Here is a 14536-nt window from a genome sequence, read left to right as displayed (position 1 = left end):
AAAAATCATGAAAAAAACTAACCTACTAGTTACTCTTATTTTATTATTGCTATCACAATTAATTATAGCTCAGGATTCTCATAAAAGAATTAGTATAACTAACCCTTCTAAATCAACATTACTAAAAATTGCTACTTCTGGTATAGATTTAAATTGCGGAGCTAGCCACTCTCATGATAATCTTGTTTTAGATTTATCAAAAGAAGAGGTTAATGCATTAGTTAATAAAAATGTTTCTTTTAATGTAATTATTGATGATTTAGAAGAATTTTACAGAAAAAGAGCAGTAAAAACTAAAGCTAAAGCAATAGCGCAGTTAAATGCAGAAAAATCTTTATCAGCTACTAACACTAATACAACACAACGCGCATCTATTTCTAATACATTACAAGACAATATTATACAATATATAAACTGTGATGAGATTGATTGGGTAACACCTCAAAACTTTCATCTTGGTTCTATGGGTGGATGTTTAACTGTAGATGAAATGAAAACTGAACTTGACGAAATGAGAAACTTTTCTGTTACTAATGGTTTAGATATAGTTTCTCAAAAATTAGATGCTTCACCTACAGGACAAACCACTTGGGGAAATCCTTCTAATACAATTTTTAATAATGGATTAACCTATAGTGGAATAAGTAGCAGTAGATGGAACCCAGAAACTATATATTATGTAAGAATTACTGGTAATGAGTCTTCGACTCCAGAAAACACAAAACCACAAATTCTTTTTACTTCAATGATTCACTCAAGAGAAGTAAGCGCCTTAATGAACAACATATATTTTATGTGGTATTTAATTGAAAATTACAATACCAATGATGCTGTTAAAGAATTAGTAGATAATAATGAATTATACTTTGTACCCATAGTTAATCCTGATGGACTAAGATGGAATGAGCATTTAAGTCCAAATGGAGGAGGATTGCAACGTAAAAACACAAGACCTAACACTGGTAGTAATTCTAGCTCGACTTCTATTAGAGGCGTAGACTTAAACAGAAACTTTGATTATTATTGGGGTTACAATAATGTTGGTTCTTCTGGTAGTCAAACAAGTAATACTTACAGAGGTCCATCTCCTTCTTCTGAGCCTGAAACTCAGATTATGGAAGATTTTATTTTAAGTAGAAACTTTCAAACTGCTGTTTGGAATCACTCGTACGCTAATTCTGTACCTCATCCTTATGGTGGTGTACCTTCTTTAAACTCAGGAAGAGAAGATGAATTTTACAGTTGGCACGAAGAAATGACTCGCTACAACAGATACCTTTATGGAGCTACGATTTTTTATGAGTCTAATGGTATTCCTGACGATTGGATGTTAGGAGGAGCACCTGATAATAATGGATCTACTGGTTCTGGTCAAGCTATTTTAGGTACTACACCAGAGCACGGAAGTGAAGGTTTTTGGCCTCCACAAACGTCTATTATTCCTATTGCAAAAAGATCGATGAGAATTTCTTTTGGTACTGCCTATTATGGTGGTAAATACGCAAAACTTCATGATCTAACGCAAAGCAACATAGATAATACAACTGCTAACTTAGATTTTGGAATTGAAAGAATTGGTCAAACTGCAAGTAATTTCACCTTAACTATCACTCCTATTTCATCTAATATAATTAGTATTAATGCTCCTGACACACAAACTGGTATGAATGTCTTAGAGCAAAGAAATGTATCTGCTCAAATACAACTAGACCCAAGTATTGTTGCTAACGAAAAAATAGAATATAATGTAAAATTATCTAACGACAATGGTGTTATATATGATGTTAACTACGAAAAATATTACCAACCAACAGTACTTTTTGATCATGATCCTGATGTAGATGGCATTACTGGTTGGACACAATCTGGTGGATGGACCTTATCTAGTGCAGACACCTATACAGGAACAAACACTTTAAGAACAAATGGTGTTGCTCCGTACTCTAATAATACAACAAGAACATTAACTACTACTAATAGTTATGACTTTTCTAGTTCTACATCTGTTGTTGTACAATACTATTCTAAATGGGATATTGAAAGAAATTATGATTTTGTTGAAATCTTAGGTTCAACTGATGGTGGTAATAACTGGCAATCTCTTTGCGGAAAGTATACAAAACCAAATGCTACAAGTAACACTACTTCTCATGATAATAAAGGTGGTACATCCAACTTCCAAGCTAATAGTATGGGACAAGTTTATGATGGTGACAGAAGAGATAATTGGGTGATGGAAGAAATTGCTATAGATGCAGCAAACAACTCTTACTTATTAGGTGCTAATAATGTTAAATTCAGATTTAGATTTAGAACAGATGGTAGTAATGTATCAGAAAATTACACAACTACTTCTGATGGTTTTTTTATTGATGATTTTAAAATTATTAGTATTCAAATACCTTGTCAAACTGATGTTCCTGTAAACGTGTCTACATCTTCAATTACAGCTACTGAAGCTACAGTAACTTGGGATGCAATACCATCTGCAACTTATGATTTACGCTACCGTGTTTTAGGTTCATCTACATGGACAGATATACTAAATGTAACTACTAGTAGTTATACAATTACAAATTTACTAGCAACAACTACTTATGAAGTAGAGGTTAGATCTAAATGTGATACAGCTACTTCTTCTTATTCATCTACAATTAATTTTACTACAACAGAAGTTAACTATTGTGACTCAAATGGTCAAAGTACTTCTGATGAATATATTGGGAATGTAACTTTAAACACTATTAACAATGATTCTGGAATAGGTATTACAGATACTGGTTATTCTGATTATACATACATAACAACAGACTTAGACAAAACCTTAACACATAATATCAGTGTTTCTAAAATATGGACAGGAACTATGTGGGATGAAGCTGTAACTGTTTGGATTGACTTTAATAAAGATGGCGACTTTGAAGATGCAGGTGAAACTGTTTTTAATAGTCCTGCTTCTCAAACAACACCTGTTACTGGTAACTTTTCAATACCTGGAAATGCTATAATAGGTAGCACTAGAATGAGAGTTTCTATGAAGTATAATGCTAGTCCAGCATCTTGCGAAAGTTTTTCTTACGGAGAAGTTGAAGACTACACTGTAAATATTACTGAACCAAGCTTAAGCAATAATCAATTTACAATCAATGATGTAAAAATCTATCCAAATCCATTTAATAACAGTTTTAATATAAGCTTATCCTCAAATTTTATAGGTCATAAAATAGAAGTGTCTGTCTATGATATGAGAGGTAGATTAATAATACAAGAAAATTCTGTTTTTGATCAAAAAGCAATAAGTGTTGATAAGTTAAAATCAATCTCTAACGGTACTTATTTTATCAAAATAAAAGACTTAGAAAACCAACAATTAATAACTAAAAAACTTATAAAACAATAAAAAGGAAACACCCTTTTTTAAGTGTAAAAAGTAAATATTCAACAACAAGATTAGCCCCAAACTAATCTAAACCAAACTATTATGAAATCAAAAAACTTAAACAAGTCATGTCTTGCTATTGTCATTTTGTTTAATTTATTTTTAAGCAATTATGCCTTTTCACAATGTGCATCAAATGGTAATAATACAAATGATGAATACATAGGTCGTGTTCAATTACAAGCAATTGATAACACCTCTGGTGTAGGTACAACAAGTACAGGGTACTCAGATTTTACAGCAATAAGTACAGATCTTACTCAAAACTCTAACTATACGATAACGGTAACACCAATATGGACAGGTCCTATTTATAGTGAAGGATATGCTGTTTGGATTGACTATAATCAAAATAACGATTTTACAGATCCAGATGAGTTAGTTTTTTCTAACGGTGCAAGCACCGATTCTCCTGTATCTGGAAGTTTTACTGTACCTGCTACAGCATTAACTGGTAATACCACAATGAGAGTTAGTATGAAGTATAACGATATACCAACCTCTTGTGAAGTTTTTTCTTACGGAGAAGTTGAAGATTATACAGTAAACATTGTTTCAGCTACTCCATATAATGAAGTTAGTGTTACAGGAAATGCTACAAATATAGATGATGGTGACACAACACCTTCAACTGTTGATGGTACAGATTTTGGAAATGCAGATATCGCAGGAGGAACTGTTAACCAAACCTTCTCTATCATAAATTCTGGAAATATTAATTTAAATTTAACAGGCGCTTCTCCTTATGTAACAATAACTGGTGCTAATGCTGCAGACTTTACGTTAATAACCAATCCAACTACTCCTATAGCTCCAGGAGGAAACACTTCTTTTACGATCCAATTTGATCCAAGTGCTACGGGAGTAAGAACAGCAAGCGTATCGTTTGCTAATGATGATACAGATGAAAACCCTTTCAACTTTAATATACAAGGTACAGGTATAGTTCCTCCGCCTTGTGGTACAACCGTATTGCATACTGCAGATTTCGAATCTGGAACTAATGGATGGGTTAAAGGTAATATACTTTCAAATGACGCATATAGAACAACTAATGCAACTTGGTCATACTCTGGGAATAGTTCTTTAGTAGTAAGAGATAACTCAGGAACTAATTCTTCTTTTGACTCTCCTATATTTAATTTTACAGCTTATGACAAAGTAGACTTTAAATTTTTCTTTGCACCTAACAGTATGGATTCTTCATACAGTGGTAGCAATAAAACATACTCAGAAAACTTCTTAATAGAATATAGTAATAATGGCGGTCTATCGTGGACTACTGTAAAAACTTTTGAAAGTGGACAAGTAGCACAAAAAACTGCAGATTTTGAATCAACAAACTCTCCTATTTTCTATGCAAGAACCGTTTCTATATTAGCTACAGATTATACATTTTCAGCTACATCTAGATTTAGAGTTAGATGTGATGCTAGTGATAATGATGATCAAGTATTTATTGATTTAGTAACAATTTCTGGTACTTCTTTTTGTACACCAACAGATGGTCCTGGCGGAGTTAGTGCTGATTTAGATTTATGGTTAAGAGGTGATAAAATTGATGGTTATGGTGTTACTACTGATGGTACTAACGTAACTACTTGGGTTGATAACGGTAAGGGTAATGACGCAACAACAACTGTATCTGGGCAAGAGCCTGTTTATAGAAATAATGAAACAGATAACATAAACTTCAACCCTGTAATTGATTTTGAAAACAATCATAATACTGCAAGTCCTGACATGACTTACATTAACGGTAGAGATGAGTTAAGTGGCTCTTCAGGATTTAATAGTAATGATATGTTTTTAGTGGTTGTAGCAGATCCTACAGTAACAGGATCTATGAATCCATTAGACACCTTTACAAGTACTGACCCGCTAGCAGAAAGTTATGCCGAAGACGTAACAGGTGTTGGATTTGGTGGATATACACAAAGATTATCTGGTGAGCGTTTTACCTACTGCATTGGTACTAGTAGTGGTAACGGTCCGTATACTGGATATGGTCGTGGTGACACATCTGGTACTAACAACTATAATAAATTCAACATTATAAACGTAAGACAAAATTCTGCAAACACAGATATGGAAATTTACCTAAACTCTAATTCTGTTTCTACTACATTAAACGATATTTCTCTTTACGCACCAATTAACAATAGAAAGTATTGGTTAGGTAGAAGTCAGTATTACGAAGGAAGTTTTGATGGTAAAATAGCTGAAGTAATTACTTTTAATTCAAGAAAACTAGACGGTGCTTCAGAAAGAAGAAGAATTGAAAGCTATTTAGCCTTAAAATACGGTATTACACTTGGTGTTAATGGTACTGCTATGGATTATATAGATTCTAACGGAAATATCGTTTGGGATGCATCTGCTAATTCTGGATTTAACCATGATATTGCAGGAATATTTAGAGACGATGCTTCTAACCACCAACAAAAACAATCTAAAAGTATTAATACATCTAGCGTTATTACAATTGGACATGGGGACATATCAACAACAAACTCAAACAATACCAATAACTTTGATAATGATAGAGACTTTTTAGTTTGGGGACACAACAATGGTGCATTATCAGGATCTACTGTTCTATCTGTAAACTTAGGCGCATCTTCAACTTCTGTAACAACTTTATTTGATAGACGTTGGAAAATTGTTGAAAATGGAAATGATGTTAGAGATGTTAAAATATCAATTCCTTCATCTGTGCTACCTACTAAAGCTGCTGATCAAGAATATGCCTTAGTCGTTTCTAACTCTTCATCTTTTGGATCTAATGATATTGTTGACGTTATTCCTATGAATGTTAATGGATCAACTTTTGAAACTTGGTACGATTTTGAAAACACTAAATACTTCACTTTTGGTATTGCTTCAAGAGTTGAAGGAAAATATAATGTAGAATTTTCTGCTGGTGATTTTTTAGTAGGTGAAAACTTTGTAAACCTTAATAATTCTTTTACAGTATCTGCATGGGTTAGAAATCTAGGAAACGGAGGTGATTATGTCTCTAAAGGAAATGCTTATAATTTCGAAATTATGAGTAACGGAAGAGTTAGAGCCAATATTAATGGTACAAATTATGCACAATCTGCTACTTCAATAACCGATACTAATTGGCATCATATTGCATATACCTATTCTGGTGGTAATTTAAGGCTATATATAGATGGTGTAGAAGACGGTAATAGTCCTATTGGTGGAGTAGCAATTCCTGTTGCCACTACAGATTATTTTGCTATTGGTGTAAACTATATAGATAAAAACACTATTAGTAATTCTTTTAATGGAGATATAGATGAAGTAAGAATTTGGGATAGAGTATTAACTCAAAACCAAATCAAATTTCTAATGAATCAAGAACTAGAAAACCTTAGCGGTAATGTTAATGGTGCTTACCTTCCACAAACTATCACGCTTAATGAAGCTACAGGTTTACCGTGGAATGAGATGCAAGCTTACCATAACATAAATGAATTTTATGGAACAACAGTTGTTGATGGTTCTGGACACAAAAACTGGGTTAGAATAAAGTATCTAGTAACTGGTAAAAATATTATGGATAATCAAGCTGCTCCATTACCATATACAACAACAAGTAATGGTCTTTGGACTAACAACTCTTCTTGGACTAATGGTACTGAGCAATACATTCCTGGCTCTGCTTCTATTGTTGATCCTAACATTACTGTAGATTGGAATATTGTAGAAACGTCTCATAATATTACTATGGACAATGCCAGTTTACCTACTGCTAACAATCAAAACCGTTCTGTTCTTGGTTTATTTGTTACTGCTAATGAACTTGAACTTTCTGGTGATACTGCTACAAATGCGGGTAATGGATTAACTGTAACTCACTACCTTAAAATTGATGGTAAAATTGATTTAGAAGGAGAATCACAGTTAATACAAACAACAGACAGTGATTTAGATCCTACTAGCTCTGGTAGTTTAGAACGTGATCAACAAGGTACACGCGATTTATATACTTATAATTATTGGGCATCTCCTGTTGGTATGATTAACTCTACTACTAATAACAATAGTTACACTTTACCTAATGTCTTTAGAGATGGTACTAATCCGGCTGCACCTACTAATATTAACTTTATTACTAATGGGTATAATGGATCTTCTGGTTCGCCTATTGGTATTGCAGATTATTGGATTTGGAAATACGCTAATCAATCTGGCGCTTATGCAGATTGGCAACATGTACGTAGTACCGGTTCTTTACTTCCTGGGGAAGGATTTACTATGAAAGGTGTGGCTAACACTTCTGGTAATGTTACTTTAGAACAAAATTATACCTATCAAGGTAAACCTAATAATGGTGACATTACTTTACCTATTACTGTTAATAATGAATATTTAGTTGGTAACCCTTATGCTTCTGCTATTGATGCTCATCAGTTTATAATGGACAACGCACCTACTATTGATGCAGCTGGTGCGACTACCGGTACATTATACTTCTGGGAACATTGGGGCGGAGGATCTCATCTTCTAGCAGAATACCAAGGTGGTTACGCTACCTATAATTTATCTGGTGCTACTCCTGCTGCTTCTTATGGAACAAATGACCCTATGGTTGCTACTGGTGGTACGCCTTCTAAATTACCTGGGCGTTATATTCCAGTTGGACAAGGATTCTTCGTTAAAAGTGAAGCTACTGGTACTATCAGATTTACTAATGCGCAACGTGTTTTTGAAAAAGAAGGCAGCTCTTCTTCTACTTTTGTTAGAACTGCTAATACTAACGAGACTACTTCTGCATACAATATTGATAACCGTTTAAAAATTAGACTTGGTATCAATACTGTAAACGGTATACATAGACAACTTTTAGTTACTAAAGATTCTCACGCTACTGTAGGAGAAGATTGGGGATATGATGGTGTTAATAATGAAGACCAAGTAGATGATATGTATTGGATGATTGAAGGTAATAAATACATTATTCAAGGAACCGATGTTATCGATGTTAATACCGTACTACCTATTGGTATACATACTGATGATAGTGGTAACAATACTTTTACTATTGATGCTTTAGAAAATGTTCCTGATAATTTAGAGATTTATATCTTTGATAATGCAACAAGTACATATCATGATATTAGAGCCAACGATTTTACTATTAATCTACCAGCAGGTGAATATCTAGATCGTTTCTCTATGGTATTTAGTACTTCTTCTACTCTTAGTATTGAAGATAATGTAATTGCTCAAGATATTAATACATACTACAATAATAGTCAAACTAGTATTATTATTAATAACCCTAAGTTACACAACATAACATCTGTTAAGTTATACAATATTTTATCTCAAGAAATATTTAGCGAAACAGATATTGATACTTCAGATTATACTGCTTTAAAAACAGGTAAATTAAGTACAGGTACTTACATTATTAAAATGAAAACTGATGTTGTTGAAATTTCTAAAAAAGTCCTGATTGAATAAATAAAACCATAGCCTTACAATAAAAAGCCGAAACGTATGTTTCGGCTTTTTTATTAAATAATTATTCAATTTAACACTTAAACGAAATAAACTTCTTTTTATCGTGATTTTTGTAAGTAATTTCTGCTTAACAATGTATTTCATCGAATATTTTTGCACTTAATCATTGATTTACATAGTTTTAACACATATTAATGTTAATCCCAACCCAAAACAAACCTGCTTATGAAAAATTCTACCCCAAAGAGTTTGAAAAAGCTAACATTAAAACAAGTATACACATTAGTATTGTTTTTAATGTTTGTAACATTTTCTTTCGCACAAACATCAATTGTTGAAGTAAGTGTAAATTGGCCTAGTTGGTCTTCAGAAAATAGAGTAGAAATTTACGATCCTTCTAATACGCTCATAGCCACTATAGATAATGGTTACAATGGGTGCTGTGACGATTCTTATTCTACAACAGTATTATTAGGTTGTATTCCTGACGGTAATAATTATTATATAATAATGTACGATACTTATGGAGATGGTTGGAATGGTGGCGCTTCAAATATAACTATAACTTCTTCTGGTAGTACAGTTTTAACAAATTCTGGAGCAAGTGCTAACGCTTCCGGCACAACTTTAAACTTTAATGTTAGTGGTGGCTGTTCTGGTTCTTGTTCTTCTATAGTTAGTAGTTTCCCTTACAATGAAAATTTTGAATCTGGTATAGGGCAATGGACGCAAAGCACAACAGATAACTTTGATTGGACAAGAAACCAAAACGGAACGCCTTCTAATAGTACTGGTCCAAATAGTGCTAATGGAGGTAATTGGTATTTATATACAGAAGCCTCGAGCAATTTTAACAATACAAGTGATTTAATAAGTCCTTGTTTTGATTTGTCTTCTGCAAGTTCTGCTAATTTTTCATTTTACTATCATATGTATGGTAGCAATATGGGAACTTTAAGTGTAGACTTAAGTACTAATAATGGTGTAACATTTGATCACAATATATTTTCGGTTACAGGTCAACAACACACAAGTAATGGTTCTATTTGGAGCCTAGCCTCTATAGATTTATCAGCTTATTTAGGACAAACAGTTACTATAAAAATTTCTGGAACAACTGGTTCTAATTATAGAAGCGATATGGCTATTGATGATATTTCATTATCAGCTGTAACTACACCTTTACCAGAAATAGCGGTAGAAGGTAACTCTACGGATATTTTAAATAATGACATTACACCTTCTACTGCAGATGATACTGATTTTGGAAGTATTAATGTTGCTGCTGGATCAACTACACACACTTTCACTATTAATAATACAGGTTTATTAACGTTAAACCTTACAGATCCATCTCCTTACATTACTATATCAGGACCTAATTCAGGGGATTTCACACTTACATCAACACCTTCTAACTCTATTACAGCAGGAAACTTTACAACTTTTGATATAACCTTTGATCCTTCTGGTAATGGTTTAAGAGGCGCTACTGTTTCTATAGCCAACAATGATTCTAACGAAAACCCTTTCACTTTTAATATTCAAGGTTATGGATTAACACCTTTAAGTGAAGGACCAGGTGGAGTAACTACAGATTTAGAATTATGGCTTAAAGCTAATGATGGTGCAGGTTTATCTGACAACCAACCATTAAGCACATGGTTTGACCAAGCTAACACTAACAATGCAACGGTTCATACAACAGGACAAGAACCTTCTTACCGAGATATTTATGGTAAAAATGTTAATTATAATGCTGTAGTAGACTTTAATAATACTCCTAATGCACCTTACGAGACTAATTTTAATTACACGCCACAACAATATCTTGAAGGCTCTACAGGCTTTCATACTCAAGATATATTTATAGTTGCTTTTCCTGAAGAAACTGTAAACAGTTCTTATGGTGCTATGGATATGTTTTGTGGTGACGCTAACCCTGGAGATAATACAGATAAAGATGTTACAGGAATTGGTTGGGGCGGATATACCGTTAGAATGAATAACGAAGTTTTAACTTATGCTATATCCTCTACTCCAGAACCTAATCCATCTGATATTAATTTAAGAGGATATGGTGTTGCTCAAACTGGTGCTGCACCTTCATATAATAATGTAGGTATAATTAATGCTAGAAATAATAGCAGCATATCTCCTACTGCTCAAGAAGTATTATATAATGGAGTTAAAGTAGATAATTATGAAGTAGGTTCACCTCAATTTACAAACATTAACAATTCAAATTATTGGATTGGTAGAAGTCAAGCCTACAGAGCTAGTTACTACGGTACAATAGCGGAAATTATTACTTTCTCTTCTAGAAAAAATAATGCTTCTGTTACAGATGAAAGAAATAGAATAGAATCTTATCTAGCAATTAAATACGGTATTACTTTAGGCGTAAACGGTACTTCTAAAGATTACGTAGCTTCAGACGGAACTATAATTTGGGATACGTCTGCTAATGCAGGTTATAATTATGATATTGCCGGTATTGGTCGTGACGATAATTCTGATTTATATCAAAAACAATCAAAAAGTGTAAATAACAGTGCTATTGTTTCATTCTCTTTAAATAACACTGAGTTAACTAATAACCTAAATTCTCAAACTTTTAACACAAGTAACGAATATCTTCTTTGGGGAAATAATGGACAAAATACAAACTCATCAGCCACATCAATTGTTGTTAGCTTAGGACCAGCTACTGTTACAACTGTTACTGATGTAATGAATAGAATTTGGAAAATAGTCGAAACAGCAGGTGACGATGTTGGTACTGTAGAGCTATCTGTTTTTGACTCTGACCTAGCTGGCCTACCGCCTTTAACAGGTAATGATGCTTATGTAATGCTTGTCGCAGATGACCCTACTTTCTCTACAAATTTAAGAACAGTATTTTTAGATCCATCTACATTTAATGGTATACCTACAAGAGAAGGTACATTTGACTTTGATGGCACAAAATATTTTACGATTGGTATTGCTCATGAAGAAGTTAGAGAAAGACAACTTGGTTTTGACGGCATTGATAACTATACTAATATTGGTGATAAAGTAGATCTAGCCGGTAGCTTTACAGCTTCTGCTTGGGTAAAACCAGATGGAGCAAATGCTTTAGGTACAGATAAAACAATATTAGCTAAAAATAATGGTACTGTTGGTTATAAATTATTTTTAACAAATAATAATTATCCTGCTTTCTCAGTAGGCACAAATACAACTACAGATAGGATTGATGCAAACACACAACTTCCTGACAACGTGTGGCATCATGTAGCAGTGACATATGATGGTACAACAGCAAATATTTATATTGATGGTGTTTTAGATAACACCAAAGTAATCACATCATCTACACCAAACGGATCTTCTTTAGCTATTGGAGCTGTTTACATTGACAAATCTAATATTATTGACTTTTTTAAAGGTGATTTAGATGAAATTAGAATTTGGGATAGAGCTTTAACTTTAGATCAATTAAGATTTGTAATGAACCAAGAATTAATCGAAAATGCATCAATGGTTAATGGTGATGTACTACCAGCTACTGTAACAAAAAATGATATTTCTGTTGTTAACTGGAATAATTTATTGGCTTACTATAATATGAATTCTTACATAGGTACTCATTTAAATGACGTATCAGGTAACGGAAACAGAGGTAGTTTAGCTGAACCTTCAGAATTTAATTTAGAATATCAAACATCTCCATTACCATATACAACAACAAGTAATGGTCTTTGGACTAACAACGCTTCTTGGACTAATGGTGCTGAGCAATATATTCCTGGCTCTGCTTCTATTGTTGATCCTACAATTACTGTAGATTGGAATATTGTAGAAACGTCTCATAATATTACTATGGACAATGCCAGTTTACCTACTGCTAATAATCTAAACCGTTCTGTTCTTGGTTTATTTGTTACTGCCAACGAACTTGAACTTTCTGGTGATACTGCTACAAATGCGGGTAATGGATTAACTGTAACTCACTACCTTAAAATTGATGGTAAAATTGATTTAGAAGGAGAATCACAGTTAATACAAACAACAGATAGTGATTTAGATCCTACTAGTTCTGGTAGTTTAGAACGTGATCAACAAGGCACACGCGATTTATATACTTATAATTATTGGGCATCTCCTGTTGGTATGATTAACTCTACGACTAATAACAATAGTTACACTTTACCTAATGTCTTTAGAGATGGTACTAATCCGGCTGCACCTACTAATATTAACTTTATTACTAATGGGTATAATGGATCTTCTGGTTCGCCTATTGGTATTGCAGATTATTGGATTTGGAAATACGCTAATCAATCTGGTGCTTATGCAGATTGGCAACACGTACGTAGTACAGGTTCTTTACTTCCTGGGGAAGGATTTACTATGAAAGGTGTGGCTAACACTTCTGGTAATGTTACTTTAGAACAAAATTATACCTATCAAGGTAAACCTAATAATGGCGATATTACTTTACCTATTACTGCTAATAATGAATATTTAGTTGGTAACCCTTATGCTTCTGCTATTGATGCTCATCAATTTATAATGGACAACGCTCCTACTATTGATGCGGCTGGTGCGACTACCGGTACGTTATACTTCTGGGAACATTGGGGCGGAGGATCTCATATACTAGCAGAATACCAAGGTGGTTACGCTACCTATAATTTATCTGGTGTTACTCCTGCTGCAACATACGGGACAAATGATCCTATGGTTGCTACTGGTGGTACACCTTCTAAATTACCTGGTCGTTATATTCCGGTTGGACAAGGATTCTTTGTTAAAAGTGAAGCTACTGGTACTATCAGATTTACTAATGCGCAACGTCTTTTTGAAAAAGAAGGTAGCTCTTCTTCTACTTTTGTTAGAACTGCTAATATTAACGAAAGCGCATCTGCATACAATATTGATAACCGTTTAAAAATTAGACTTGGTATCAATACTGTAAACGGTATACATAGACAACTTTTAGTTACTCAAGATTCTCATGCTACTCCTTCTCATGATTGGGGATATGATGGAGAAATCAAACAACACCAAGTAGATGATATGTATTGGATGATTGAAGGTAAGAAATTTATTATTCAAGGGACTGATGTTATCGATGTTAATACCGTATTACCTATTGGTATACATACTGATGATAGTGGTAACAATACTTTTACTATTGATGCTTTAGAAAATGTTCCTGATAATTTAGAGATTTATATCTTTGATAATGCAACAAGTACATATCATGATATTAAAGCTAACGATTTTACTATTAATCTGCCTGCTGGCGAATATCTAGATCGTTTCTCTATGGTATTTAGTACTTCTTCTACTCTTAGTATTGAAGATAATGTAATTGTTCAAGATATTAATACATACTACAACAATAGTCAAACTAGTATTATTATTAATAACCCTAAGTTACACAACATAACATCTGTTAAGTTATATAACATTTTATCTCAAGAAATATTTAGCGAAACAGATATTGATACTTTAGATTATACTGCTTTAAAAACAGGTAAATTAAGTACAGGCACTTACATTATTAAAATGAAAACTGATGTTGGTGAAATTTCTAAAAAAGTCCTGATTGAATAAATAAAA

3 protein-coding genes are annotated in these 14536 nt (G+C 33.2%); all 3 read left to right on the top strand.

Going from position 1 to position 14536, the window contains the following annotated elements:
* Positions 1–7: 7 nt before the first annotated feature.
* The 3 genes from FHS04_RS00655 to FHS04_RS00645 all read left to right on the top strand — a co-directional run bounded on the left by FHS04_RS00655 (position 8) and on the right by FHS04_RS00645 (position 14530).
* Entirely contained in the window at positions 8–3400 is a 3393-nt protein-coding gene (locus FHS04_RS00655; protein WP_106678291.1) for a M14 family zinc carboxypeptidase, read from the top strand.
* An 81-nt stretch (positions 3401–3481) separates the two neighbouring features.
* A complete protein-coding gene (locus FHS04_RS00650; RefSeq protein WP_183408358.1) occupies positions 3482–8920 on the top strand; it encodes a LamG-like jellyroll fold domain-containing protein in 5439 nt (1812 codons plus the stop codon).
* A 225-nt stretch (positions 8921–9145) separates the two neighbouring features.
* A complete protein-coding gene (locus tag FHS04_RS00645; protein WP_183408357.1) occupies positions 9146–14530 on the top strand; it encodes a LamG-like jellyroll fold domain-containing protein in 5385 nt (1794 codons plus the stop codon).
* Positions 14531–14536: the final 6 nt, after the last annotated feature.

Source organism: Mesoflavibacter zeaxanthinifaciens subsp. sabulilitoris, assembly GCF_014191595.1.
GTDB classification, from domain to species: domain Bacteria; phylum Bacteroidota; class Bacteroidia; order Flavobacteriales; family Flavobacteriaceae; genus Mesoflavibacter; species Mesoflavibacter zeaxanthinifaciens.
Note: the sequence above shows the minus strand (reverse complement) of the source record. Positions and strands in the feature narration are given on the sequence as shown.

Excerpts from the sequence above, each read along its gene's own strand:
- FHS04_RS00650 (WP_183408358.1), top strand. The coding sequence starts at position 3,482 with ATGAAATCAAAAAACTTAAACAAGTCATGTCTTGCTATTGTCATTTTG.
- FHS04_RS00655 (WP_106678291.1), top strand. The coding sequence starts at position 8 with ATGAAAAAAACTAACCTACTAGTTACTCTTATTTTATTATTGCTATCA.
- FHS04_RS00645 (WP_183408357.1), top strand. The coding sequence starts at position 9,146 with ATGAAAAATTCTACCCCAAAGAGTTTGAAAAAGCTAACATTAAAACAA.